Annotated in this window: 28 protein-coding genes; 18 read left to right on the plus strand and 10 right to left on the minus strand. The window is 63.0% G+C overall.

Annotation, left to right across the window (positions count from 1 at the left end; all coding sequences use genetic code 11):
- Positions 1 to 46: 46 nt before the first annotated feature.
- The 4 genes from QCE88_RS35755 (at position 47) to QCE88_RS35770 (ending at position 5,186) form a co-directional block, all read left to right on the plus strand.
- A complete protein-coding gene (locus QCE88_RS35755; RefSeq protein WP_309910264.1) occupies positions 47 to 1,114 on the plus strand; it encodes a purine nucleoside permease in 1,068 nt (355 codons plus the stop codon).
- Between the two features lie 525 nt (positions 1,115 to 1,639).
- A complete protein-coding gene (gene flhD / locus QCE88_RS35760; RefSeq protein ID WP_309910265.1) occupies positions 1,640 to 1,957 on the plus strand; it encodes a flagellar transcriptional regulator FlhD in 318 nt (105 codons plus the stop codon).
- 18 nt (positions 1,958 to 1,975) lie between these two features.
- On the plus strand, positions 1,976 to 2,635 hold the full coding sequence (gene flhC / locus QCE88_RS35765; RefSeq protein ID WP_309838019.1) for a flagellar transcriptional regulator FlhC: 660 nt from the start codon (positions 1,976 to 1,978) through the stop codon (positions 2,633 to 2,635).
- Between the two features lie 163 nt (positions 2,636 to 2,798).
- Positions 2,799 to 5,186, plus strand: coding sequence for a DNA polymerase II (locus tag QCE88_RS35770; protein ID WP_309910266.1), 2,388 nt, complete (start codon positions 2,799 to 2,801; stop codon positions 5,184 to 5,186).
- Here the strand turns inward: QCE88_RS35770 and QCE88_RS35775 are convergent.
- The 7 genes from QCE88_RS35775 to QCE88_RS42125 form a co-directional block, all read right to left on the minus strand.
- Positions 5,183 to 6,187, minus strand: coding sequence for a hypothetical protein (locus tag QCE88_RS35775; protein ID WP_309910268.1), 1,005 nt, complete (start codon positions 6,185 to 6,187; stop codon positions 5,183 to 5,185). The two genes, QCE88_RS35770 and QCE88_RS35775, sit on opposite strands and share 4 nt — an antisense overlap.
- A 132-nt stretch (positions 6,188 to 6,319) precedes the next feature.
- Positions 6,320 to 6,559, minus strand: a complete 240-nt coding sequence (locus tag QCE88_RS35780) for a hypothetical protein (RefSeq protein ID WP_309910270.1) — start codon at positions 6,557 to 6,559, stop codon at positions 6,320 to 6,322.
- Between the two features lie 138 nt (positions 6,560 to 6,697).
- A complete protein-coding gene (locus QCE88_RS35785) occupies positions 6,698 to 7,108 on the minus strand; it encodes a hypothetical protein (protein WP_309910271.1) in 411 nt (136 codons plus the stop codon).
- A 6-nt stretch (positions 7,109 to 7,114) separates the two neighbouring features.
- The gene (locus QCE88_RS35790) at positions 7,115 to 7,822 is read right to left on the minus strand and encodes a pyridoxal-dependent decarboxylase (RefSeq protein ID WP_309910272.1); all 708 of its coding nucleotides are present in this window, start codon (positions 7,820 to 7,822) and stop codon (positions 7,115 to 7,117) included.
- A gap of 213 nt (positions 7,823 to 8,035) precedes the next feature.
- Complete coding sequence (locus tag QCE88_RS35795) at positions 8,036 to 8,236, minus strand: hypothetical protein (protein ID WP_309910273.1); 201 nt, start codon at positions 8,234 to 8,236, stop codon at positions 8,036 to 8,038.
- 31 nt (positions 8,237 to 8,267) lie between these two features.
- Positions 8,268 to 8,672 (minus strand): aminotransferase class I/II-fold pyridoxal phosphate-dependent enzyme, encoded by a 405-nt coding sequence (locus QCE88_RS42120; RefSeq protein ID WP_409018275.1) that lies wholly within the window; start codon positions 8,670 to 8,672, stop codon positions 8,268 to 8,270.
- On the minus strand, positions 8,627 to 8,866 hold the full coding sequence (locus tag QCE88_RS42125) for an aminotransferase class I/II-fold pyridoxal phosphate-dependent enzyme (protein WP_409018276.1): 240 nt from the start codon (positions 8,864 to 8,866) through the stop codon (positions 8,627 to 8,629). The genes QCE88_RS42120 and QCE88_RS42125 overlap by 46 nt, the downstream gene beginning before the upstream one ends.
- 36 nt (positions 8,867 to 8,902) lie before the next feature.
- Between QCE88_RS42125 and QCE88_RS35805 the strand changes: the two genes are divergently transcribed.
- The 3 genes from QCE88_RS35805 to QCE88_RS35815 all read left to right on the plus strand — a co-directional run bounded on the left by QCE88_RS35805 (position 8,903) and on the right by QCE88_RS35815 (position 9,943).
- Positions 8,903 to 9,091, plus strand: a complete 189-nt coding sequence (locus QCE88_RS35805; RefSeq protein WP_309910275.1) for a hypothetical protein — start codon at positions 8,903 to 8,905, stop codon at positions 9,089 to 9,091.
- Positions 9,092 to 9,354: 263 nt separating this feature from the next.
- Complete coding sequence (locus tag QCE88_RS35810) at positions 9,355 to 9,648, plus strand: hypothetical protein (protein WP_309910277.1); 294 nt, start codon at positions 9,355 to 9,357, stop codon at positions 9,646 to 9,648.
- 52 nt (positions 9,649 to 9,700) lie between these two features.
- Complete coding sequence (locus tag QCE88_RS35815) at positions 9,701 to 9,943, plus strand: hypothetical protein (protein WP_309910278.1); 243 nt, start codon at positions 9,701 to 9,703, stop codon at positions 9,941 to 9,943.
- Positions 9,944 to 10,018: 75 nt separating this feature from the next.
- On the opposite strand, the gene QCE88_RS35820 is transcribed toward QCE88_RS35815, so the two are convergent.
- Positions 10,019 to 10,444, minus strand: coding sequence for an HPF/RaiA family ribosome-associated protein (locus QCE88_RS35820; RefSeq protein ID WP_309910279.1), 426 nt, complete (start codon positions 10,442 to 10,444; stop codon positions 10,019 to 10,021).
- Positions 10,445 to 10,539: 95 nt separating this feature from the next.
- Positions 10,540 to 11,421, minus strand: coding sequence for a LysR family transcriptional regulator (locus tag QCE88_RS35825; RefSeq protein WP_309910283.1), 882 nt, complete (start codon positions 11,419 to 11,421; stop codon positions 10,540 to 10,542).
- Between the two features lie 141 nt (positions 11,422 to 11,562).
- Between QCE88_RS35825 and QCE88_RS35830 the strand changes: the two genes are divergently transcribed.
- Together QCE88_RS35830 and QCE88_RS35835 are read left to right on the plus strand one after the other, a co-directional pair.
- Positions 11,563 to 12,354: a TerC family protein gene (locus QCE88_RS35830; RefSeq protein ID WP_309910284.1), complete on the plus strand. Its 792-nt coding sequence runs from the start codon at positions 11,563 to 11,565 to the stop codon at positions 12,352 to 12,354.
- Between the two features lie 243 nt (positions 12,355 to 12,597).
- A complete protein-coding gene (locus QCE88_RS35835) occupies positions 12,598 to 14,022 on the plus strand; it encodes a hypothetical protein (RefSeq protein WP_309910285.1) in 1,425 nt (474 codons plus the stop codon).
- Here the strand turns inward: QCE88_RS35835 and QCE88_RS35840 are convergent, their stop codons facing one another.
- Positions 14,023 to 15,648: a Na+/H+ antiporter gene (locus tag QCE88_RS35840; RefSeq protein ID WP_309910287.1), complete on the minus strand. Its 1,626-nt coding sequence runs from the start codon at positions 15,646 to 15,648 to the stop codon at positions 14,023 to 14,025. It lies immediately after the preceding gene.
- A 139-nt stretch (positions 15,649 to 15,787) separates the two neighbouring features.
- On the opposite strand from QCE88_RS35840, the gene QCE88_RS35845 reads away from it, so the two are divergent.
- The 9 genes from QCE88_RS35845 (at position 15,788) to QCE88_RS35885 (ending at position 25,256) form a co-directional block, all read left to right on the plus strand.
- A complete protein-coding gene (locus QCE88_RS35845) occupies positions 15,788 to 16,012 on the plus strand; it encodes a hypothetical protein (protein ID WP_309910288.1) in 225 nt (74 codons plus the stop codon).
- Between the two features lie 106 nt (positions 16,013 to 16,118).
- A complete protein-coding gene (locus QCE88_RS35850; RefSeq protein WP_309910289.1) occupies positions 16,119 to 17,957 on the plus strand; it encodes a glycoside hydrolase family 15 protein in 1,839 nt (612 codons plus the stop codon).
- Between the two features lie 82 nt (positions 17,958 to 18,039).
- A complete protein-coding gene (dhaL, locus tag QCE88_RS35855; protein WP_309910291.1) occupies positions 18,040 to 18,675 on the plus strand; it encodes a dihydroxyacetone kinase subunit DhaL in 636 nt (211 codons plus the stop codon).
- A 21-nt stretch (positions 18,676 to 18,696) separates the two neighbouring features.
- Positions 18,697 to 19,686 (plus strand): dihydroxyacetone kinase subunit DhaK, encoded by a 990-nt coding sequence (gene dhaK, locus QCE88_RS35860; RefSeq protein WP_309910293.1) that lies wholly within the window; start codon positions 18,697 to 18,699, stop codon positions 19,684 to 19,686.
- Between the two features lie 347 nt (positions 19,687 to 20,033).
- Positions 20,034 to 21,242, plus strand: coding sequence for an ABC transporter substrate-binding protein (locus QCE88_RS35865; protein ID WP_409018304.1), 1,209 nt, complete (start codon positions 20,034 to 20,036; stop codon positions 21,240 to 21,242).
- Positions 21,243 to 21,327: 85 nt separating this feature from the next.
- Positions 21,328 to 22,200, plus strand: coding sequence for a branched-chain amino acid ABC transporter permease (locus QCE88_RS35870; protein ID WP_309820144.1), 873 nt, complete (start codon positions 21,328 to 21,330; stop codon positions 22,198 to 22,200).
- 10 nt (positions 22,201 to 22,210) lie between these two features.
- Positions 22,211 to 24,154, plus strand: coding sequence for a branched-chain amino acid ABC transporter ATP-binding protein/permease (locus tag QCE88_RS35875; RefSeq protein ID WP_309910295.1), 1,944 nt, complete (start codon positions 22,211 to 22,213; stop codon positions 24,152 to 24,154).
- Between the two features lie 136 nt (positions 24,155 to 24,290).
- Entirely contained in the window at positions 24,291 to 24,761 is a 471-nt protein-coding gene (locus QCE88_RS35880) for a type VI secretion system tube protein Hcp (RefSeq protein WP_309910296.1), read from the plus strand.
- A gap of 12 nt (positions 24,762 to 24,773) precedes the next feature.
- Positions 24,774 to 25,256, plus strand: a complete 483-nt coding sequence (locus QCE88_RS35885) for an STM2901 family protein (RefSeq protein WP_309910297.1) — start codon at positions 24,774 to 24,776, stop codon at positions 25,254 to 25,256.

Consider the following 25,256-nt stretch of genomic DNA (forward strand, 5'->3'; position numbering starts at 1 on the left):
AAGCGCGCTTCGAACGACATCCCCGGCCGGAAAAGCCAGGAAATCGATGCGCGCAACCGCGCTCGCACTGGGTGTCGCGAGCCTGATCAGCGTCACCGGCTGCGCGTTCGCTCAACAGCGCGACGACAATTTCGGCAACGATCACGACCGACACGGCGATGGCGGCCGTCCGGTCAAGGTCATGATCATCAGCATGTTCGGACCCGAAGGCCAGGTCTGGCTCGACAAGCTCGGTCCGTGGGATACCGTGCAGGTGCCGGGGCTGTCGCCGGACTATCCCGCCGTTCACTGCAATCGCGACGAAGTCTGCGTCATGACCACCGGCATGGGCCACACCAATGCGGCGGCCTCGATCATGGCGCTGACCTTCTCCGACCGGTTCGACCTGCGCAACACGTACTTTCTGATTGCGGGTATCGCGGGCATCGATCCGAAGCGCGGCACGGTGGGTTCGGCGGCCTGGGCGAAGTATCTCGTCGATTTCGGCATCCAGTGGGAACTGGACGCGCGCGAAAAACCCGCCGACTGGCCGAGCGGTCTCCTGGGCATCAACACAAGGGGGCCGAAGGAGAAACCGCCGCTCGACTATCGGACAGAGGTGTTCGCGTTGAATCCGTCGCTCGCTGACGCGGCCTACGCCATGTCGCGAAACGTGCCCCTTTCGGACAGCGACGAAGCAAAGGTTGCGCGTGCGAAGTTCGGCTATGCGCCCGCGAACCAGCCGCCGCGCGTGATTCAGTGCGACACGCTGGCGGGCGACACGTGGTGGTCGGGAAAATACATTGGTGAGCGGGCACGCGAGTGGACCCGTCTGTTGACGGACGGCAAGGGCGTCTATTGCACGACGCAGCAGGAAGACAACGCGACCTTTGAAGCGCTCAAGCGGGCGGCGAGTGTAAAGCGTGTCGATCTGTCGAGACTGGCGGTGCTGCGGGCGGGCTCGGACTTCGATCGTCCCTACGAGGGGCAGACCGCCGCGGATAATCTTCTGAACTATTCGTCGCAAGGCGGTTTCACGCCGGCAATCGAAAATTTGTATCTAACGGGCAATCCGTTCGTGCAAGAGGTTGTTACACATTGGGGCGCATGGCGAAAAGGAGTGCCTCAGCGTTAACGCGTTTGTAACAGGGCGACAGCTAATGGCCGTAACACCTCGGTAACACGCGACAGGTATTTATTACTTATAAAGCCGCATCTCCGTGAAACATCGGAAATGCGGCTTTTTACTGCCTTTTTCATCTGACGAATACTCAGAAATTTCGTCGAAATACTGTCAACGGACTCGCGGAAGCGCCCGTTATGGCTGACGTTGGGCAAATACTCTGAAGAAAAAGAGAATTGCTAGGTTCAGGTCGTGAATACATCAGAAGAATAAAGATCACACCGGAAACCGGTAACTTTGAATCGATCGAAAAAATTACCGATACGAAGTGTTGTTTGCAACAAAATATTATTGAGATGACCTTGCTTTCGCTGCAGCCGGTACTTAGAATCCGTTTCACAGTGTTGTTACAAGATGTAACGCACTGAAACAAAGATTACGCAGTACGTAGCCGGGCGGAACGAGCCTGGTGAGGCACAAAAAAGATATCGGCAAAAAGCCGGCGGGAAATTCGGGGATTTACTGGAAGTTGCAACCATGAACGGTCGCGAAACGCTGGAATCGATCCGGGAAATCAATCTGTCGTACATCATGCTCGCGCAGCGTTTGCTGCGCGAAGACCGCGCCATCGGGATGTTCCGGCTCGGTCTGTCGGCGGAACTGGCTGACTTGCTGTCGGGCCTTACGCTCGCTCAGGTCGTCAAGCTTGCTTCGTCGGACAACCTGCTTTGCGCTTTCCGGTTCAACGATCACACGATGCTGTCGGCTTTGACGCAACCCGCCAAGAATGCGGACATTGCTTCGACGCACGCTGCAATCCTGCTGGCTGGCCAGCCAGCTGAACAGTTCGCTTAAGTGACGACGGAGCGAGCCATGCTGAAGAAGAGCCTCACTGAAGACGCCCAGGAAGTGTTCCGCGCCATCGCGCTGATTGAACTCGGTGCGCGCATGCAAGTGCTCGAGAGCGAGTTGACGCTTTCGCGGGACCGCATGATTCGTCTCTATCGCGAAGTGAAGGGCGCATCGCCGCCCAAGGGCATGCTGCCGTTCTCGGCGGACTGGTACATGACGTGGCTTGCCAATATCCACGCATCGCTGTTCTACAACACCTATACGTTCCTGAAGAACGAAGCTGGTTGCTCGCATCTCGATGCGTTGACCAAAGGGTATCGGCTGTATCTCGAGCACTGCAATCATAGCGGCGCCGAGGCGGTACTCGATCTCACGCGGGCCTGGACTCTTGTGCGCTTCTTCGACGCGGGCATGCTGCAGATGACCTCATGCTGCCGCTGCACCGGGAAGTTTGTCGCACACAAACATGATTTGCAGAACAACGTGGTGTGCGGGGCCTGCCAGCCGCCGTCACGCGCGGGGAAGACCAAGAAAGCGGCGGCCGCGAAACAGGCCATTCAAGAAGCCGCGCTGGAGGTAATGTCGAAGAACGAAGTGCCGGAGCACGCGGAGCACACGGTACTCGATCACGTAGCGGCGTTACAGTCGCAACGGGCGGGCCTGGTCGCACAGGCTGCTTGAGCGGTGGCGGCACCGGGCGCCTGCGGGGACCGCCCACCAGGACGGTAGACGACCGGACCGCCGCCACCGCACTTATCTTTTCACCGCAGTTCCATTCGAATGTTTCAGCCCGGCGCGATGTTCACGCCGGGCTGTTTGTTTTCGCGCCAAGTAAAATGCTTCGATGGCACGCGCTCTCGAAGATAACGATCTGGCTTCCGCACGACAGGGTTTTCTGCTGACTCGTCACTGGCGCGACACGGCTGCCGGCGCCGAAGTCGATTTCTGGCTCGCCACCGATGACGGACCGCAGAAAATCCGCATCGGCGTGCAAACGAGCGTCGCGTTCATTCGCGAGGAAGATCGCGCGAAGGCCGAGCCGCTGGTCGGCGCCGTGCGTGATGCTTACGTGCGCGACTTGCCGTTGCGCGACTTCCAGCAAAAGCCCGTGCTCGGACTGTACTGCGCGCAGTATCGCCAGTTGCTCGCGCTCGAAAAGAACCTGCGCCTAGCGGGCGTGAATGTCTATGAAGCCGATATCCGCCCGCCCGAGCGCTATCTGATGGAGCGTTTCATCACGGCGCCGGTATCGTTCGAAGGCGTTGCGCGCAACGGAACCGTCGAGAGCGAGCTGAAGCCGGCGCCGGATTATCGGCCGGCGCTGAAACTCGTGTCGCTGGATATCGAAACAAGTGCGCGCGGCGAACTCTATTCCATTGCACTCGAAGGCTGCGGCGCGCGTCAGGTCTACATGCTCGGGGCTTCCGAGGAGACACCCGGCGACATCGACTTCGCGCTCGAATACTGCGCCACGCGCGCCGACATGCTGCGCTGCTTCAACGCGTGGGTCGCGCATCATGATCCGGACGCGATCATCGGCTGGAACGTGGTGCAGTTCGATCTGCGCGTGCTGCAGCGTCATGCCGACGACTTCGGCGTGCCCCTGACACTCGGCCGCGACGGCAGCACGGTCGAGTGGCGCGAACACGGCATCAACCGCAATCACTTCTTTATCTCGATCGCGGGAAGGCTCGTGATCGACGGCATCGAGGCGTTGCGCTCCGCAACCTGGAGTTTTCCGTCGTTCAGCCTGGAGCATGTCGCGCAGTCGCTGCTGGGCGAAGGCAAGGCGATCGACACGCCCTATGCGCGCATGGACGAAATCGAGCGGCGTTTCCAGCACGACAAGCCGGCGCTCGCACGTTACAACCTCGTCGATTGCGAGCTCGTCACGCGCATCTTCGAGAAAACCCAACTGCTTTCGTTTCTGCTCGAACGCGCTACCGTCACCGGCCTGCAGGCGGACCGCAGCGGCGGTTCGGTCGCGGCGTTCACGCATCTGTACATGCCGCGCATGCATCGGCTCGGCTATGTCGCGCCGAATCTTGGCGACGTGCCGGAGGAAGCCAGCCCCGGCGGCTTCGTCATGGATTCGCGGCCCGGCCTGTACGATTCGGTGCTCGTGCTCGACTACAAGAGCCTGTATCCGTCGATCATCCGTACATTCCTGATCGACCCGGCCGGGCTTGCACAAGGCATGAGCCTGTCTGACGAAGCCAACACAGTGCCAGGTTTTCGCGGCGCACGTTTCGCACGCGACCTCCATTGCCTGCCCGCGATCGTCGAGCAGGTCTGGCAAGGACGCGAAGCGGCCAAGCGCCAGCACAACAAGCCGCTGTCGCAGGCGCTCAAGATCATCATGAATTCGTTCTACGGCGTGCTCGGGTCGAGCGGCTGCCGGTTCTTCGATCCGCGCCTGGCCTCGTCGATCACGATGCGCGGCCACGAGATCATGCATCGCACGCGCGAGCTGATCGAGGCGCGCGGCTACACCGTGATCTACGGCGATACCGATTCGACCTTCGTCTGGCTGCGGCGGGCGCGCAGCGAGGACGACGCCGCGCGCATCGGTCAGGCGCTCGTCGCGCACGTGAACGAGTACTGGCGCGAGCATCTGCACGAGACCTTCAAGCTGGAGAGCGCGCTCGAGCTCCAGTTCGAAACCCACTTCAAGCGCTTCCTGATGCCGACGATCCGCGGCGCGGAAGAGGGCAGCAAGAAGCGCTACGCCGGCATGACGACGCGCGCGGACGGCAGCGACGACATCATCTACAAGGGGCTGGAAACCGTGCGCTCCGACTGGACGCCGCTTGCGCAACGCTTCCAGCAGGAACTCTATACGCGCATCTTCAAGGGCCAGCCCTACAACGAGTACGTGCGCGATTACGTCGGCCGCACGCGGCGCGGCGAACTCGACGAACTGCTCGTGTATCGCAAGCGCCTGCGCCGCACGCTCGGCGACTATCAACGCAACGTGCCGCCGCAAGTGCGCGCGGCACGTATCGCGGATGAATACAACCGGCAGCAGGGCCGGCCGCTGCAATACCAGAACGGCGGCTGGATCAGCTATGTCATGACGACGGCCGGTCCCGAGCCGGTGGAGGCGCGCCACGCGCCGATCGACTACGAGCACTACGTCGGCAAGCAACTCCAGCCCGTTGCCGACGGCATCCTGCCCTTCATGCGCGACGACTTCGCCGGACTGATGTCGGGTCAGCAGGAGCTGTTCTAGAAGCGTATCCCGACGCCCGCTTCGATGATGTCCGCATCGCGGTCGTAGCGGGTCACCACACGATTCCACGTGACGCGCGCGAGCCAGCGCTGATCGAACCGATAACTCGCCGACAGCGACACGAGCCCGGAGAAACGGCCATCGCCGGTGCGGTTCTGCGGCAGGTCGTCGTTTTGCGTGATCGACAGATAGGGACCGGCGCCGACGCCGAGCGTCAGCCGGTCGTCGAAGAACGCGCGCGTGGCCCAGATCTGCGCGGCAATACCGTCGCGGCGCGACTGTACGTGACCGCCTTCGTGCAGGTACGACGCCGTGACATCGACGTAATGCCACAATCCGCGCCGGTACTCGACGCTCTCCGCGAGATTCGACTCCGAGTCGAGACTGTTGAGGATGGTCGTCCCGAGCATGACCGTGACTTCGTTGTTCGTCACGTTGGTCGAGCGCGAGAGCGGACGTGCGCGCGGTCCGTGGCCTTCCGGTGCATCGAGCTGATAGCCGATGCCGAACAGGAGCGCGGTCGTGTCCGGGCCGCCGGACGCCTGCACGCGATTGAGCTTCATCTCGGCGATCCAGCGGCTATCGAAGTAATACGCGGCGCGCAGCGAAAACAGGCCGCCCCAGCCGTGCGTATTGGAATAACCGCCGCCCAGTTGCGCCTGCTTGGTATCGAACCAGCGATACGGACCCGCGCCCGCCGACAGTTCCAGCCGGTCGTTCCAGAGCGGCAGCCGCCCCCAGAACTGCAGCGACTGGCCGTCGCGGTGATGATCCGGGATATGGCCTTCGTTGACCCAGGAAAAACTCCATGCGGCGTAGCGGCCCATGCCCTCGCGATAGCTGGCCTCCCACGAATAGGTGTGCTGGCTGCTGCTCTTGAGCGGGCCGGCCAGCAAGGTGAACTCCTGCGCATGGGCGGGCATGCTCGCGACGCCGAGCGCCGCGCAGGCGATCAGGCACGCGGCGGTTCGGCGATGTCGGTCTTCTTTGGGCTTGGTCATGAAGCGAGTGGAGTGCGCGACGGGTCGGCGCACGGTCAGACCGTCGGACGGCTGGCCCGAACAGACCGGACCGCGGAATGCGGTCCGGTGGTCCGCCACCCCATGCATCGGGAGGCGCCTTGTCGGGCCGCTTCAGGTTTCTCTTCCCTCGATCCGCGCAAAAAGGCGATCGAGGCTATTGCGCAGGAATGCATCGAACGCGTCGTGCGCGACAGGTTTCATGACGCAGCAGCGCACCAGGGTCGTTTCGTCTTGCTCATCGGCGTCCGGATCAACAGCGCCCGGCATGACGTCTCGCAACGACACCCGATTATGCGAAAACCATGGCAGCTTTTCATCTCCGCCACCATGCAACTGTGCGCTGCCGATCATTCGCTCACTGAGTAGTTCAATTCTGCGCGCGCTTAATACTACCGTTTCCGCTGGATGGATGCAGAAATTGAGGATGCAGAGATCCGGTGAGAACAGGCTTTTGAAGCGGTGAGTGACCCCGTTGAGCAGGAAGGGAGGTTACGCGTTGAGCGCGTGATGGAGCCGTGTGGCGGTCAGTGCATTGCCGGCCAGCAAGGCGCCCAACCCGCTGCGTTGAAGGCCGAACAGCCAATGCGCGGTCCACACGGACGCCGCGGCGGCGCCCGGCCGCGCGCCCTCGAGCGTGTGAGGACCGGCTTCCATAGGTTCCCGTAGTCGCGAAGATGACGGCCTGAAATAGCCGGTCTGGCTGGCAATGGCCCACGAGAAGCGGCGGTCGCGAATCGCCAGGCAGCCGGCGGAATAGGACACGCCGGCGCATTTGTGCGGATCGACCGTGATGGTGTCGGCATGACAGAGCGCTTGCAGTGCTTCCACGACCTCCGGCTTGAGCACTTCCGAGACGGGCGGCGCCGTGCGTGCGTCTTCATCGATGGAAGGTTCAAGCAAGGTGCGTTAATAACCGCCGAACGCGGCATCGACGTGCAGGAAGAAGGACGCGCCAAAGCGCTCTTCGCACTCGAACCGCAGCGCCGCGATGCGGTGAATCTCGTCGACGCTGCCCTCGCCGCTGCTTCCCGCCGTGGCGACCACGGCAACTACCGGACGCGCCGCCGCGAAATGGGCGAACAGGCACTCGCACAGCGCCGGCACGTCGATGCGCATCGACGCGTCCATCTCTACCGGCTCGAGCACCAGTCCGAGCAAGTCGGCGCACTTGTCCCAGGAATAGTGACGCCCGCTCGCCACGAGAATTCTCCCGCCAGTCAGTGCGGGATGATCGTGGAGTGCGTTGATCCGCGCCCGCAAACGGTCCGGCGGCTCGTGTTCGAGCGCTTGCGCGAGCCGCGCGACGATCTCGCGAGGCGGCAGGTTGCAGAGGCGGACGGCATCCGGTGCACCACTCCCTTCGACCAGCGCAAAAGGCACGCGCCGCAGATTCCGGGCGATCCACATGGCTTCGTCATTGGCGGCATGCCCGCCGGACGTGAGATGCGCCCAGCCTTGTTCCGGATCGAACCCGAAGAGACCGCAGAAGTCGTCGCTCGGTTCGTGTTCCAGCGTCGTGGTGACCGGCGAAGCTTCCGGCGTGACGTTGGTTGGGTTGTAGAGCATCGCGGCGAAGTACGCGAGTCCCGCGGGCAGCAGCGGATCCGAATTCATGTGCGCGAGATACTGCGGCGCGGGCTACGGCGTGGTCTCCGCTTGCAGCCGCCGTGACAATACGCGCCCAGCAACTCGACCGCGCGGAGCTGCGCCCGGTCGTTTGGCGGCGGCCGTTCGGACAGCAGCGGATCCGTTTCCCCGGTCAGATAGACCGAACCGCTGGAAAGCAGAATCATCGAACGCACAGGGTGAACATGATTGTCCAAGCTTTCACCGTTTTTTCAGACTGACCCCGCTGAATGAGCTGCATCCTTGGTCTGGAATAAAATCGCGAAAGACGAAAATCGCGATGCTCGCCGAGCGAAGGGTTTCACCATCGACCTGAATCGACGTAATGGCCAGGATGGCGCGGCGCTTGATGACCTGGACTCTCGACTTATTATGCATTGCAAGATTTTCTGGATAATTCACTCTTATATGCGGAGACGGGTTGACTGAATGACTAACTGATCGGTCTCAATGCGCGAATGACGCGTTCGTTTTCGGCGGCCGGAACGATTGAAAAACGAATGCAATCGGGCACGCCTTCGGGATTGAAAAGCGGTTCGATGCGGCAGGCGCGCGTTGCATGGAAAACCTTGCTGAAAGACCGCGTGCGAATGCTGATGAAGCCGCCGTCGCCGCCCCAGATGGCGGAGACACAGGCAAGCGACGCCAGACTCTGAAAGAACGCGTCGCGTTCGCCGCGGAACTGCTCGATTCCGCGCATGATCCTGGCCGGGTGTGCGAGGATTACGTGGGCGGCGTTCGCCGCCACGGACGAGATCGCAAACGGCAGTTGAACCCGGCGCAGCGGTTCAATCAGACTTTCGGCACCGAGCGCCGCGCCGATTCGCAGTCCGGCCATGCCAAGCGCCCTGACATCGTGCGTAGAATCAGAAGCCGGGGAAAGGCTTCCAGATGACGCAGATTCGAGGGGAAGCGGCTGTACTCGACATAGGCTTCGTCCATGATGACAAGGCCTTTGAAGCGCGTCAGCAGCAACTCGACGTCGACTTGATTAAGACGGCTTCCAACTGGATTATTCGGATCGCATAGCACGACACCTTTGACCGGACTTTCGCACAAGGCATCGACATGGAGGCGGTCTTATGCGGGACCAGCAAGTGGAACGGCCAGGACTTCGATCCGATGGATTGCCGCCAACCGGGAGAACAACCCGAAACACGGCGGCGTCAGGGCTATCCGGTCAATTCCGGCTTCGAAAAACGCCTTGAATACCTGTTCGAGCGCACCAGCGGCACCCGTTGCCAGAATGAGGTTTGAAGCATTGAGGGCGACTGGCGCCTGTGGTGCGTTTCCTCGGCTAAGCGAAGCCGGTTCAGATAGCTTTCATGCAGCCTGAATATTGCATCGTTGCCGAAACCAAGGTAGCGAAAGTGCTCGGAGCCAAAAGGATTCTCGTTGTTTCTCAAGAGCAGGGTATCGAGGTTGTCGGGATTGGGCGGCTTCGGAACCAAGGGCCCAAACTTGTCAATCGCACGAGGTGCGAACGGTGATATCAAAGTGGTTCCTCCATGATTTCAATCTTGAATATTGAAATTATTCAGAACGCGCAAAAAGCACAATGCTCTACAGGCATCAGGCTGAAAATCAAATGGGCTATTCGTCGCGTGGTTTCGAGAAACAGAATAAATCAGGTTATATGTTTAACGAGCGAGAAAATTCTTAAAACGGAATCGAAGAATCTGGCGGACAGCCGAAGGACGCTGGCCGGATGGAAATCGGCCAATCGTTTGCGGATAGCGGTGCCGTTGGACAAACGAAAGATTCGTTCTGCCTGCGTTCGCAGGCACTCACAAGCGGGGTTACGTGTTTTTTGACACTTGAGTAGATTGACTCATCCCCTGTCCATTCAAGCGAGCGAGGTGAGCGATGGACTCCACTCCAGTCGAGTATCGAGGTTGTGAGCTTTCCGCGATCGTGCGGCATTTGTCCGGCGAATTCGTCGCGACGCTGCTGATCGAGCGTCCTGGCGGCACGCGCCGGGCGATCGGGCCGTTCCGTTCGTTCCCGACGGCACAGGCTGCCGAGAACTACGCCATCCAGTACGGCAAGGCCGAACTCGACGGGCGGCTGGCGGAGCGCGGGCCGCGCGTCGCAGTGGCCGAACGCTAACAGGCGGACAGGCGCTCGCCGCGACGCGAGCGCCTGAAGTTCGCTTCTACGCGGCGCGAGTCCGCGTGGGCTTCATCACACGTTACCCGCCGCCAGCCTGCGCAGCATGCGGATGCGCGGCGCCACGGCGGCCTGCAGCGCCGGTTCCGGTTCCGGCGTCAGATTCCACGCGATGCTGCCGGCACGCACACGCCGCGTCTTTGGTTTGACCTGCTGACGGCGGCGCACGAGCGAGCGCACTGCGCGAGCGAGCGCGAGATCGATCGCGCCGCGCCAGTCTCGGGCGATCGAGGTCGCCACGACCTTGTTCTCCTTGCTGACCTGCACTTCCACCTGACAGCGCTTGTCAAGGCCGCCGCGCGGCCCGTTGATGTCCGACAGGCTGACCGTCGCCTTGGAAATGAGCCACGCCAGACGCCGGAAAACGAATTCGCTGCGGGTTTTCGCCAGTTCGTGCATCGCGATGGCTTCGGGGTCGCGGGACTTGAACAGGACTTTCATGAACGCCTCCTTGGTGAACGTGAGGTTCAGATTAAGAGGCGGCAGCGCTTCGAAAAAGCAGAGTGGATGGAAACAAGACTTCGAAAAAACCGAAGTTAGCCGAGCGCGCTGGCGAGTACCTGTTGTGTCAACGGATGATGTCGCCCGCGCCGCGAGACAATGGCATGCACCTCTTCCTTCACGTCGGGCGAGCGGCCGAGCCAGCGCAGACCGCGCAGCAGGGGTGCGTCGCCGGCGCCGTATTCGGCGAGCGGAAACACGCCGAGCCCGCGCGCGCCGAATACCGCCATCAGTGCACTGTCCTCGAATTCGCCGACGATGCGCGGCGCAATCGCCTGCGTTTCCAGCCACCGATCCAGCCGCGCGCGCAGCGAGGAGTGACCCGTGGGCAGAAGCATTGGCAGCGTGGCGAGACTTTCCGGAAAGCGGTCGATGGCGCTCTTGCGGACGATCGACGCAGGCCCGTACCAATCCACCGGCGACGCGATGAGCCGCTCGCTCGTCAGCCGCAGGTTCTGGTTATGCGGCGCGGGATGGCTCGACAGGACGAGATCGAGCCGATGCAGCGCCAGTTCGCCGAGGAGTTCGTCGGTCTCGCCTTCATGACACAACAGCCGCAGCGAAGGATTTTCGAGGACCGGCGCAAGCAACGCATGCGCGGCGAGCTTCGAGATGCCGTCCGACAGGCCGACCGCGAGCCGTGCCAGCGTGCCGCTCGCCGCTTCGCGCACCTCGTCCTGAATCATCTGCCCCAGCTGGAAGATTTCCTCGGCACGGGCGAACGCGGCCTGGCCCGCTTCGGTCATGGTGACGCCGCGTCCCGCCGGTTTGAGCAACTGATGCCCGAGTGACTTTTCCAGCTCGCGCACTTGTGCGCTGATGGTCTGCACGGCCATGTCGAGCCGTTCGGCGGCGCGCGCGAAACCGCCTTCCTTGACGACAACCCAGTAGTAGTGCAGGTGACGATAATTGAGCATGCGAATATTCCCCGGCGGCGTTGGCGTCACTCCAGCTTCGGAAAAACCGAAGTACCGTTTCGATTATCGCTGATTTTTCCGTCGAGACGGACTGTGGATGATGGCAGCATTCCTCAGCTGACCAACCTCCAGAAAAAATTCATGGAATATCTTCTTGCGCTTGCCACCGATCCCGCCGTCTGGGCCGCACTCGTCACCTTGATCGTGATGGAAGTGGTGCTCGGGATCGACAATCTCGTGTTCATTTCGATTCTCAGCAACAAGCTTCCCGTCGAGCAACGCGCGCGCACGCAGCGCATCGGCATCATGCTCGCCCTCGTGATGCGTCTTGCGCTGCTGGGCACGGTCGCGTGGATCGCGCGTCTCACCGCACCCGTGTTTTCGCTGTTCGATCATGCCTTCTCCTGGCGCGACCTGATCCTGCTGGCGGGCGGCCTGTTTCTCGTGTGGAAGGCGACCAAGGAGATGCATCATCACGTCGGGAAGGGCGCGCACGATGCGCCGGGCGTCGCGTCGAGTGTCGCCACGATGACCGCCTGGTCCGCGATTGGCCAGATCCTGCTGCTCGACCTCGTATTCTCCGTCGACAGCATCATCACGGCGGTCGGCATGACCGAGCATCTGCCGATCATGTTCATCGCCGTCATCTTCGCAGTCGCGACGATGCTGTTTGCAGCGCAACCGCTGTCGCGCTTCATCGAACGCAATCCGACGGTGGTGACGCTGGCCCTGTCGTTCCTGCTCGTGATCGCCATGACGTTGATTGCCGAAGGGTTCGGCACGCATGTGCCCAAGGGTTATATCTACGCCGCGATGGGCTTCGCGGGCTTTGTCGAAGGCCTGAATCTGCTGGCGCGCAGAAAGAAGACGTCGCGCGATGCGCGGACGCTCTCGCCCGTGTTTCCCGAACCGGACCCGCGCGCGGTCGAATGAAGCACTTGCCCCATAACACTCGGTACACCGCAATCGTGTGCGTAATGTCGGAGGAGCCACCTTGCGTGCGAAAGGCAAGGGCAATCCCGCTTGCCAAGCGCGCGCCGAGTGACTACGGTATGCCCTGATCGGGCGCGCTTTGAATTTCGTTACCCGAAATAAACAGATGAGTTGTGTTGCCGTGAAGCTCGAGGTCAACCTCGTTCAAGCTACGGCGACACGGATAAAAAAAGGGAAACAGGCATGGCGCCGCATTGGGAGAGGGCTGATCCCCGCGATGTGTTTGGCGAAGCAGCCCGCCAGACGCTCGCGTCCGGGATCCGGCTCGACCCCTATCTCGTGTGGGCATACCTGGGCAGGCGCGGCCATCGCGGCGGCGGGTCGGACGAACGCATGCCGATCGCGCTCGAACTGAAACGGGGCGGCGTCACGGCGCGGCAGCTCGCACAGGAAATCGATCGCCATGGCTGGCAGGACTGGATCTGGATGTCCGCGCTGTATCGCGAACCTCCGGACAGGCTCGACAGCACGCGTTTTTGCACCGCTCACGTCACGCGCGAATTCTTCACACGGCTCGGAACCGATCTTTCCGGAAAAATCGAACGGCTGACCGGAATGGCGACGCTCGCGCCGTCGAACGGCGTGCGTCCTCACGGCAGGGCCGCGCTCAGCCCCGTACCGGCCTGCGCTTTTCCGGCACGCATGATCGTGGGCGTGTGTGAAGAGGAGCTTTCATTTTTTCATCGGCGTCACGCGCAGTATTCGTTCGGCACGGACACGCGCTTTCATTGCTTCTGGAACCAGAACGATGCAGTGAACAGCGCGCGCGGTCTCGGGTACGGCGGTGAACTGCTGAAGAACCGGATGAACGCGCTATTGAGCGATGCATGCACCGCGTCGAGTGAGGCGCTTGCGCATCGTCCGGGTCCGCCCGCAGGCCCTGAGGAACGCCCGCCGATGATCGGAGTACAGCTCCGCCACGCTGCGCGCGGCCACACGCTGCGTGGCGGCGTCGGGCCCAGCCCGGATGCCAGCCTGCTCGACGCCGTCCGCTATGTGGCGCAGCGGGCACACGATATTGGCGGGCCGCGCAGCCATCCGCTCGTCAGCATGAACGCCGGCGACGTCGCGTGGCAGCAGGACGGCAGTTCGCTGATTGAAGGCGCGCTCGACGAGCTGATGGACATCGGCGCGTGCTCCATCATTCTTCCGTCCGGTACGGACAACTGGGCGCCGTGCCGCGACACCCGAACCATCATCACGCAGGCTGCGTTGCCGTGGCCGGTGCCTGCTGGTTGCGCGTCGCCGAGCTTCGCGGAGATCTGGCTCGACGGCGCCGGCGCAGAACCGGACATCGACATTCAAGTGGTCACGCCGGACGGCGTCGGCAGTGCGTGGCTTACGCGCGGTGAGATCGGCGTCTGCATGCGGCGCGCGGAGACACTATGCAGCGTGGTGCATCTCGGCCGGGGCGCGCGCGGCGCCCGGCCGATGATCCTCGTCGCCGTTCAGCCCACGGCGCAAGCAGCGCCGCCCGGGCAATGGATCATCCGCCTGCGTAACAACGCGCGCGCGGCGGTCACGAGTTTCGCCTGGATGTCGGGCGATGAAACGCCGGAAGACCTGCCGCTCGCCGCGCCCGCTCATTCCCGCGACGCCGGCAACTGATCACGCACCGCGAGAATGCAGCGCGATGATCTCCTGCAGATCGAGGTCGCGTTCGAGCGAATGCAGCAGTTCGTCATGAATCTGCCCGCCGCGATGCATCTTCAGCAACTCGGCACGCCCTGCGGCGATGGCGGCGAGCACGACACCGTAGTGCGCATGACGTGCCTCGGTCGGGAAGTCTTCCTCGTTCTGGAAGCGCGACGACAAATCCGCGCGATAGGTGTACTGCTCCAGCAGCCGCGGGTGAATGACCTCGCCATTCGCGTCCCTGACGAGCGGCTGAATGGCGGCCAGTTGCGCGGTTTCCATGCGCGCCCACGCCTGCGGCTCGCTCAGATGCCGCGCCGAGCGTTCGTGCCCCGCCGCGAGCGCGAGCCATTTGATCAGCGGGCCGATCGTCGCGCCTTGCAGCAGCACCGTGACGAGGATCACCGCGAAGCCCGCGAACAGGATCAGGTCGCGGCCCGGCATGTCCTCGGGTAGCGAGAGCGCGACCGCGAGCGTCACGACGCCGCGCATGCCCGCCCAGCTGACCACGGTGGCCGCGCGCCAGTCGGGCTTCATGGCGCGGGCGTCTTCGGCATCCGCGCCCGCATTCGCATGCTTGCGACCCTTGAGCGTCCACACGATGCCTTTCAGTCCCTCGACCCCGAACACCCACACGAAGCGCGAGACGATCACGACGCCGATCACCGCGGCCGACGCAGGCCCGAGCAGCGAAAAGGCATCGCCGACGCCGCCCAGGCGCAGCGCGATGCCGCGCAGCGACAGGCCGATCAGCACGAACACGAGCGCCTCCAGCACGAACACGACGACCTGCCAGAAGGCCGTGCCGCGCATGCGCTGCGCCGCCGAAAACACTTCGTGCTGATGCCAGCCGACCATCATGCCGCAGGTCACCGTGGCGATCACGCTGGACACGCCGAGCATCTCGCCCGCCATATAGCTGACCCACGCGGTGAGCATCGAGGTGGTGATGACGAGATAGTCGTCGGCGAGCGCGCGCATCAGCTTCACGGCGATGTACCCCGCCACGATGCCGACCACCACGCCGCCGATCGCGAGCCCCGCAAAGCTGGCGACGGCACGCGGCGCGCTAAAGACGCCGCTCATGGCCGCGACAAGCGCGAAGCGGAACAGCACGAGGCCGGCTGCGTCGTTGAGCAGGCTCTCGCCTTCGAGCAGCACCATCAGCCGCCGCGGCAACGCGACCCGTTCGAGCACGGCCTTGGCGGCGACGGCATCGGGCGGCGAGACGACCGCGCCCAGCGCGAAGCAGGCAGCCCAGGGCAGCGATGGCACCACGAGATGCACGGCCACGCCGACCACGAAGGTGGTGAAGGCCACGGCGCCGATTGCCAGCAGCAGAATGCCGCTCAGGTTGCGCTTGAAGTCGTCCCATACGAAGAAATACGCGCCGTACATGAGCAACGGCGGCAGGAACACGACCAGCACGAGTTCGGGATCGAGTTCGAACTTCGGCAATCCCGGCACGAAGGCCATGGCGACGCCGCCGATCAGCAGCGCGGCGGCGGGCGGCAGACGCAGCCTGCGCGCGAGGACTTCGAGCGCGATGATCGCGATCAACGAGATGAGCACCAGATTGAAGGCCGTGACGGCGTGCATGAATGTCCCTCGGGTCAGGTTTTTGATCGATCTGTGCTGCAATGCGCGGCGGCCCACGCGGCCTGGACGGGCGGCGCTGCTACCATCGGCGCGGGGCCGGCCCGCGGGCCGGGGACATCGTATCCGATCAGGAGGAACAATGAGGCGAAAGTCGTCAGGCTTTGCCGTGGCAGCGGTGTTGATAGGCGTGGCCGTGGCGGCGGTGGTCTATATCGCGGGCATCGGCCATTCGCGTACTGCGGCGGCACCGGTGCCGCACACTACGTCGCTGGCCGCACAGGACGGCGCAGCGAGCGCCCCGATATTCGGCAGCGCGCCGGCTGAACCCGCCGCAGGCACCTCCGAGCAAGCCGCCGCGCGCTGATCTGTCCAGGCTTTGTCGCGCTCTGATGCTTTCTGGCGCGCGCGACAGGAATATGACTTGCTCCGTTTCGACGACGCCAACCACGGCTCGCCGGGAGCACATCGTCATGGGACATCATCCCCAGCAGGTTCCACCGGTCGCGTTGCCTGTCGATGGGCGCGGCATGATCGGCAACATGAAGACGGCCGCGCTGGTCTCGCTGCGCGGCGCGCTCGACTTCATGTGCTTTCCCCGTATCGACTCACCGACGCTGTTTGCCGCGCTGCTCGACGGCGAGCGCGGCGGTTCGTTCGCCATCACGCCGCGCGCGCAGCATGCCAACGTCAAGCAGATGTATCTGCCCGAGACCAACGTGCTGCTCACGCGCTTCATGACGGGCGACGGCGTCTGCGAACTGCTCGACCTGATGCCGGTGGCCGCCGACGCGCCGCGCGCCGATCAGACGCCGAACTGCGTGCTGCGCATCGTGCGGCTCGTCTATGGCCGCATGACGCTGGAGGTGAACTGCGATCCGCGCTTCGACTATGCGCGCGCGGCGCACGAGGCGCGGGCGGTGGAGCGGGGCGTCGAATTCATTCCCGCCGATGGCTCGTCGCCCGTGCAACTGCTCGCCAATGTGCCGCTGTCGCTCGACGGCACGCGCGCCTGCGCCACGCTCGACCTCGAAGAAGGCGACTGCGTATGCTTTGCCTTCGGCTTGCCGGAAGGCCTCGCGGACATCGAGGCGGAACACGATGCGGTGCTGGCGGCGACGATCGACTACTGGAAGACCTGGTCGGCGCGCTCGACGTATCGCGGGCGTTATCGCGAAGTCGTGTTGCGTTCGGCGCTGACGCTCAAGCTGTTGAGTTCGGAGGAGTTTGGCGCGATTGTCGCGGCGCCGACCTTCGGATTGCCCGAGGCGCAGGACGGTTCGCGCCGCTGGGATTACCGCTTCACCTGGATCCGCGACGCCGCCTTCAGCGTGTATGCGCTGTTGCGGCTCGGCTATACCGGCGAGGCCGAGGGCTTCATGAAGTGGATCGCCGAACGCAGCCGCGATTGCAGTTCCCATGGGCAGTTGCGTGTGATGTATTCCGTCGACGGCGAGGATGCGCTCGCGGAAGCCAGTCTCGACAGCCTCGTGGGCGATGCCCGCGGACAGGTACTGATCGGCAACGAGGCGCGTGCGCAGATTCAGCTGGATGTCTATGGCGCGCTGCTCGACTCGCTCTATCTGTACAACAAGTATGGCGCCGCGATCTCATACGAGGGCTGGCGGCACGTCACGCGCACCGTCGATTACGTGGTCGAGCACTGGCGCGATGCGGACAACGGCATCTGGGAGTTCCGCAACGGCACGCGTCCGCTGCTGCATTCGCGGCTGATGTGCTGGGTCACGGTGGACCGCGCGCTGCGTCTCGCGGAGAAGCGTTCACTGCCCGCGCCGCTCGCAAGCTGGTTCAGCACCCGCGACGAGATTCATCGCGACATCCACGAGCACTTCTGGAACGAGGAACTGCAGAGCTTCGTGCAGACCCCGGATTCCGATACGCTCGACGCCTCCACGCTGATGATGCCGCTGGTGCGCTTCATCGGGCCGAAGGATCCGCGCTGGATCGGCACGCTGGATGCCATCGGCCGTGGACTGCGCGTCGATCCGCTGATCTTCCGCTATACGCGCGGCCCGACGCTGGACGGTCTGCCCGGCACGGAAGGCGGCTTTTCCGCGTGCTCGTTCTGGTACGCGGAGGCGCTGGCGCGTGCGGGCCGCGTCGACGAGGGCCGGCTGGTCTTCGAAAAGATGCTCGCCTATGCGAATCATGTCGGCTTGTTCTCCGAGGAAGTGGCGACGAGCGGCGAAGCACTCGGCAACTTCCCGCAGGCGCTCACGCATCTCGCGCTCATCAGCGCCGCGTATCAGCTCGACCGGGATCTGGACCGTGTGCATGTTCCGTGGACCTGAAGCGTCCGCTCGACAAACCACGTGACCCGGCACGACGCGGTATCCTCTCAGCTCACTCTGCCCGTGAACGGAGGATCGGCGCATGGACGGCAAGACGGTCATGGCGTGCATCGACGCGGCGCACGCGTCGCTCAAGGAACATGCAGACGAAATTGCGTCGCTGGATCAGGCGATCGGCGACGGCGATCACATCATCAACCTGTTGCGCGGCATGGATGCACTCGTGGCCATGCGCGCGCAGATCGAAGCCGAAGCGTTCGCGCCCGCGCTGAAGCTCGCGGCGGCCAAGACGCTTTCCACGGTCGGCGGTTCGTCCGGACCGCTGTTCTTCTCGATGCTGACCGGCATGGCCAAGACGCCGGTCGATGACGGCGCCAACAGCGTCGCCGCCTTCGCGCGGGCTTTCGCGGCGGGCGTCGAGGCAGTCGGGCAACGCGGCAAGACCTCGACCGGCAGCAAGACCATGATGGACGTCCTGATTCCCGTGGCACAGCGCTTCACCGCGCTGGCCGACGCGAATGCGTCGAGAGCGGACGTGCTGGACGCGCTGCCGCGCGTCGCGGAGGAGCACATGCTCGCCACGCGCGACATGCTCGCCACCAAGGGGCGCGCTTCGTTCCTCGGCGAACGCTCGCGCGGTCACATCGATCCAGGCGCGCGTTCCAGTCAGCTCATGATCGCGGCAGTCTGCGCGCACCTCGCGCAAGACGCGGCCTGAACCTCACAAGGAGACGGAGACATGAAGAAGTTCATCAATCGCGTGGATGACTTCCTGAGCGAAAGTCTCGCGGGCTTCGGCGCCGCGCATGCGGATCTCGTCACGGTGAACAGCGACCCGGCGTTCATCGTGCGTAAGACGCTCAAGCCGGGCAAGGTCGCCATCATATCGGGCGGCGGTTCGGGGCATGAGCCGCTGCACGGCGGCTTTGTCGGCTACGGCATGCTCGATGCCGCCTGTCCGGGCCAGGTGTTCACGTCGCCGACACCGGACCAGATGCTGGCCGCCGCGCAAGCCGCCGACACCGGCGCGGGCGTGCTGTTCATCGTGAAGAATTATTCGGGCGATGTGATGAACTTCGAGATGGCGTCCGAGCTCTGCGAGATGCCCAACGCCACGGTGCTCGTCAACGACGATGTCGCCGTCGAGAACTCGAGCTTCACGACGGGCCGGCGCGGCGTCGCGGGCACGGTGATCGTCGAGAAGCTGGTCGGCAGCTTCGCCGAAACGGGCGCGGACCTGGAAGCGTGCCGCACTTTCGGAGAACGCGTGGCGGGGCGCATCGCGTCGATGGGCGTCGCGTTTTCGAGTTGCACGGTGCCTGCCGCCGGCAAGCCGACGTTCTCGCTCGGCGACGACGAGATCGAGATTGGCGTCGGCATTCATGGCGAGCCGGGGCGCAGGCGCGCGAAGTTCGCCACGGCCGATGCGATCGCCGACGAGCTGCTGACAGCCATCGTCGAGGACTTGAAGCCCGCCGCCGATGCGCGCCTGCTCGTGCTCGTCAACGGACTGGGCGGCACGGCGCTGGGCGAACTGTATCTGCTGTACGACGCCGTGCGCAGGTGGCTCGACGGACGCGGTCTCGGCATCGCGCGTTCGCAGGTCGGCGCGCTGACCACGTCGCTCGAAATGGCGGGAGCCTCGATCACACTGTGCACGCTCGACGACGAGATGACCCGTCATTGGGACAGCCCGGTGCACACGGCGGGATTGCGCTGGGGCATGTAGCTACGCGTATACCCGCGAACCGACGCCTTTCGTTACGCCGTCAAAAAGCTTTGGGATGCTGTTCAGGCGCATCCCGCATCCGACTCGACTTCCCTTTATTCCAGGCCATGCACCGGTGCGATGCACCGGGTGTGTGCCAGCGCGCGCGCCCTCGGGTATGTCCGAATATGGTCATATCCTTACATTTTTCTAATATCGGTCAAAGCCGATGTAATCGATAACGCAGACCGCACTTAACAGCGTTGCATGCGCCGGCGAGCATCAAGCAGCGGGACCGGGCACGCGCGCCGATGGTTCGTCGCGCCGACCTTCTCATAACAATTGAGGCGACGGAGACACACATGGGTATGCAGATGAAGCTCATCGCGGGCGTGCTCGCATTCGGCGTATTTTCGTTGGCGCACGCGGCCGACCCGATCAAGATCGGCGTCGATGGGCCGTTCACCGGCGGTTCGTCGTCCATGGGTGTGAGCATGCGCGACGGCGTGCGTCTCGCGACCGCCGAGATCAACAAGTCGGGCGGCGTGCTCGGACGCCAGATCGTGCTGGTGGAACGCGATGACGAAGCCAAGAACGAGCGCGGCGTGCAGATCGCGCAGGAACTCATCAACAAGGAGAAGGTGGTCGCGGTGGTGGGCTACATCAACACCGGCGTAGCGCTCGCTTCGCAGCGCTTCTTCCAGGAAGCGAAGATCCCGGTGTTCAACAACGTCGCGACCGGCACGGTGGTGACCAAGCAGTTCGACGACCAGCCCGACAACTACGTGTTCCGCAACGCCGCAGCCGACCGCATCCAGGCGCCGATGATCGTCGAGGAAGCGGTCACGAAGCGCGGCTTCAAGAAGGTCGCGATCCTCGCCGATTCGACCAACTATGGCCAGCTCGGCCGCGAGGATCTGGAGAAGGCGCTGGCCGCGAAGGGCGTCAAGCCGGTGGCGGTCGAGAAGTTCAACATCAAGGACGTCGACATGACGGCCCAGTTGCTGAAGGCGAAGGAAGCGGGCGCCGAGGCCGTGCTGACCTATGGCATCGGACCTGAACTCGCGCAGATCGCGAACGGCATGGCGAAGCTTGGCTGGAAGGTGCCGCTGATCGGCAGCTGGACGCTTTCGATGGCGAACTACATCGACAATGCCGGCAGCAACGGCGAAGGCGCGCGCATGCCGCAGACCTTCATTCAGGAAGCGAACACGCCGAAGCGCAAGGCGTTCATCGAAGCGTATCTGAAGGAGTTCAAGCCGAAGAACGAACGCATCGATTCGCCGGTGTCGGCGGCGCAGGGCTATGACTCGGTGTATCTGCTCGCGGCGGCGATCAAGCAGGCCAACAGCACCGATGGCCCGAAGGTCAAGGAAGCGCTGGAGAACCTGAACACGAAGGTGGAAGGCGTGGTGATGGTCTACGACAAGCCGTTCACGAAGACCGACCACGAGGCGATCAGCCCGAACGTGCCGGTGGTGGGCGAGGTGAAGGGCGGCCGCGTGGTCTATGCCTACGACGCCGACAAGAAGGGCGGCAGCACGCTGCGCACCAAGCAGACGACGGCCGCGAACTAAGGCCGGCCGTTCCGGCATATGGATATGAGCCGCGCTCGCCAAAAAGGCGAGTGCGGCTTTTTCATGCTCTTTCTGGTCCCCGACGATGATCCTCCTGCAACTCGTCTACAGCGGTATTGCGCTCGGCATGATCTACGCCGTGATCGCATTCGGCTACCAACTCACGTTCGCCACGTCGGGCACGCTGAACTTCGGCCAGGGCGACGCGCTGATGCTCGGCGCGCTCGTCGGCCTGACGCTGGTCTCGGCGGGCGTCAACTACTGGCTGATGATTCCGCTGGTCTGCCTGTTCGGGCTCGTGCAGGGTTCGTTCGTCGAGCGCATCGGCGTGCGGCCCGCCATCCGGATCAAGTCGGAGTTCGGCTGGATCATGTCGACCATCGCGCTCGGCATCATCTTCAAGAATGTGGCGGAGAACGTATGGGGCCGCGACGACCTGCGCTTTCCTTCGCCGCTGCCGGAAGCGCCCCTCAAGGTCTTCGGCGCGAACGTGCTGCCGATGGAACTGCTCGTGGTCGGCGGCGCGCTCGTCATGATGCTCGCGGTCGAGTTCTTCAATCGCAAGACGATCTTCGGCAAGGCCGTGGTCGCGACCGCCAATGACCGCGACGCGGCTGCGCTGATGGGCATCAACACCGGGCTCGTCATTACCTTCTCGTATGCGCTGTCGTCGCTGACGGCCGCGTTCGCCGGCGTGCTGATCGCGCCGCTCACACTGACGGGCGCGACGATGGGGGCGGTGCTGGGCCTCAAGGCGTTCGCGGTGGCGATCATCGGCGGGTTGTCGAGCGGCATGGGCATCATCGTGGGCGGGATGATCCTCGGCATCGCCGAGACGACGACCGGCTTTTATATCTCCACCGGCTACAAGGACGTGCCGGGACTCGTGCTGCTGCTGATCGTGTTGGCGGTGAAGCCCGCGGGTCTGTTCGGCAAGACTGCGATCAAGAAAGTCTGAGGCGGCCACGATGAAAGCAAAGAACTGGATCGCAGCGCTCGTCGGCCTGGCCGCCCTGGTGGTGTTTCCGCTGGCGTCGGGCAATCCGTATTACATCCATCTCGTCGAAACCATCATGATCTACGCGATCCTGCTGTTCGGGCTCGATATCGTGGTGGGGTACACCGGCCAGGTTTCGCTGGGTCATGCGGGGCTGTTCGGCGTGGGCGCCTACACGGCGGGCGTGCTGTTCATCAAGCTCGGCATGCCGTTCTACGTGACCGCGCCGCTCTCGATCCTCGTCACCGCCGGCTTCGGGGCGATCCTCGCATTGCCCGCGCTGCGCGTGTCCGGTCCCTATCTCGCGATGGTCACGCTCGCGTTCGGCACGATCATCCAGATCCTCATCAACGAGATGGATTTCCTCACCAACGGCCCGATGGGGCTCAAGATCCCGAAGCCGTCGTTCGCCGGGCATCGGCTCGATGAAGTCCAGTACTACTGGCTCGTCGCGGCGCTGCTGGTGGTGTCGCTGATCGTCGTGCACCGGGTGTTGAAGTCGCATCTGGGCCGCGCGTTCGAAGCGTTGCGCGACAGCCCGATTGCGTCCGATTGCATGGGCGTGTCGGTGTATCGCTACAAGGTGTATGCGTTCGTGATCAGCGCGGGTTTCGCGGGGCTCGCCGGTTGTCTGTATTCGTATTCGGAGCAGTACATCTCGCCGAATACCTATAACTTCGAACTGACCATCCTGTTCCTGCTCGCCATCATCATGGGTGGGCGCAAGACGCGGACGGGCGCGATCATCGGCTCGACGGTGATCGTGCTGCTGCCGAAGTTGCTCGACGATATCTCGAACTTTCGTGTGGTTGCCACGGCGCTGGCCGTTATCGTAGTAGCGGGCGCCGTGTTGGCGCTGGCCCGCAAGACCACGACCTTGCAGCGCGTGGCGGTGCCGGTGATCGGCACGGCGGGGCTCGCCGTGTTCTCGTTCTGGATCGAGGCACTGACCGACTGGCGTCTGACGATCTTCGGCCTGATGATCCTGCTCGTCGTGTACTACCTGCAGGACGGCATTGTCGGCTTTGTGCGCAAGACACTGAATCTCGGCCGCGTGCGCGTGACCAAGGTGGATACCGAAGAACTCGCCCACCAGACGCGCGAGGACGATGCGGTATCGGCGGTCGAGGCGGCGGGCACGGATGCGATCCTCGACGTGCGCGGCGTGCTGATGCAGTTCAGCGGACTGAAGGCGCTCAACGACGTGAACCTGATGGTCAGGCGCGGCACGATCCACGGGCTGATCGGACCGAACGGCTCGGGCAAGAGCACGATGATGAACGTGCTGACAGGAATCTATGTGCCGACGGCGGGCGCCATCGAGTACGAGGGACAGTCACTTGCGGGGCGCACTTCATCGAGCATTGCGCTTTCGGGCATTGCGCGGACGTTCCAGAACGTGCAGCTGTTCGGCGAGATGACGGCGCTGGAGAACGTGCTCGTTGGTTTGCATCATACGTTCAGGTCGAACCTTGCGGATGTCGGCGTGATGAGTCCGCGTTACCGGCGCGAAGAGCTTGCGGCTCGGGAGCGGGCGTTCAACATGCTGCGCTTCGTGGGACTGGAACATGTGGCCGGCGAGGAGGCCCGCAATCTTCCCTATGGCAAGCAGCGTCTGCTTGAAATTGCGCGGGCGCTGGCGCTCGATCCGCAACTGCTGCTGCTCGACGAACCGGCGGCGGGGCTGACTGCGCCGGATATCCGCGAGCTGGTGGCGATCATTCGCAAGGTGCGAAATCACGGCATTACGGTGGTGCTGATCGAGCATCACATGGATGTGGTGATGAGCGTGTGCGACATCGTTTCGGTGCTGGATTTCGGGCAGAAGATCGCCGAGGGAAAGCCTGCCGAGATTCAGGCGAATGAGAAGGTTATAGAGGCCTATCTGGGCGGGCAGGCGGCTGAGGCGGTGTGAAGGCGATTTCGGATATTTCGGGGTTATCAGGTTTTCGCGCAGGCGATAAGCTGCCTTCACCTCGACTTATCCCGACTTCAGCGGTCAGGATATTCCGCCGCTGAGGAGCGGCTTCCTCGGCCGCGCGCGGAGATCCATGTCTGGCGATATTTTTGTAGACATCGACGGTATCGAGGGCGAATCGCAGGACGCAATGCACCCTCGTGCCATTCAGGCCAGTTCGTGGAACTGGGATATTCGGCAGAACGCGGCGAACATGTCAGGGTCGGGTGGCGGGGCATCCAAAGCCAGTGCTGGAGACCTGACGTTCATACACCAGATTGATCGCGCTTCGCCCAATCTCGCAGTGTACTGCTTCAACGGGACACGCATCAGGCAGGTCAGGCTGACCTTGCGTAAAGCGGGTGGGGTGCCGTTCGAATACTTTCGGATAACTCTTGGCGATGTAGTGATCACCCACGTGTCTCCGGCCGGTGGAGGCAGCATGGCAATCGAGACGGTCAGTCTCTCCTTCACCACCATGAAGCAGGAGTACTTCCCGCAAAGCATCACCGGCGGCGCAATGGGCGCGGTGACGGCCGTGATCGATCTGCGGCAGTTTCGATAACGGCGGTGGGACGTGAGCTACGAAGCGCTCATTAGCGATGGGGAGTTATCGGCCTCCCTGTATAGCTATGGGGACCTGCATGATCTCACGAAGGAGGAGCTTTATCTCTGCGTGCTTGTGGAGACTATCTGCGAGCACTTCGATGTCGTTGAGGTTGCTGCTGTGTTTGCGATTGTGTTGGGCGCGCCAATGCTGGGGACGCGATTAAAGCCAAAAGGCACTATTCCAGGAACATCACTCGCTTCTGTAATCTGTCGGGAATTCCTGAATGTCAAGATGAAGAAACGCCTCCCTACGCTCGTGGGCTACTTACTGCCGCGAGTCAGACATACCAGCCATCTCGGTGCTTTCGTAGGTAGATGGCTGCCTTTTCTTTCGATGCCTGTCGTCGCCTACGATCTCGTTGTGATTCAGATAAAAACCATGCTCCGCTATAACTCGCTCGTTCGACCGCAGGACAGAATCAATGACACGACCCTTGGCACTCTCGGCTGA

The organism is Caballeronia sp. LZ035, assembly GCF_031451175.1.
Classification (GTDB): domain Bacteria; phylum Pseudomonadota; class Gammaproteobacteria; order Burkholderiales; family Burkholderiaceae; genus Caballeronia.